This is a genomic window from Arthrobacter sp., assembly GCF_031988865.1.
Lineage (GTDB): Bacteria > Actinomycetota > Actinomycetes > Actinomycetales > Micrococcaceae > Arthrobacter_B.
The window spans coordinates 69834-70113 of record NZ_DALZXY010000007.1 but is presented as its reverse complement, the minus strand read 5'-3'; the positions used below and the strand labels follow the sequence as shown (position 1 = coordinate 70113).

The 280-nt window shown below is 72.1% G+C and carries 1 pseudogene; it reads right to left on the bottom strand.

Features of this window, described 5'->3' with window-relative positions:
• Positions 1–280: pseudogene (locus tag RTN46_RS02655) on the bottom strand (thioredoxin domain-containing protein); the annotation flags it as partial.

Below are 280 nucleotides of genomic sequence, written 5' to 3'. Positions count from 1 at the left end.
GCCCTCGATTCCCTGCACGGCGCCGTCGTTGGACACCCGGTACAGGAGATGCCCGCGCCGGTGCACCCGGAGGAGGTATTCGGCTGCCGCAACGGCTGCGGAGAGTATCCAGGGTTCGGGCGTGCCGGCATCGGCCAGGGCCGTCGCCGCGTCGGCAAGCCCTGCAATCACCAGCCCGTTCCAGCCTGCGACAACCTTCTCATCACGGTCCGGCTGCGGCCGGCTGTTCCGGACCACGGCCAGGGCCGCCCTGGCCCCTGCCCACAGCTCGGCCTGCGCC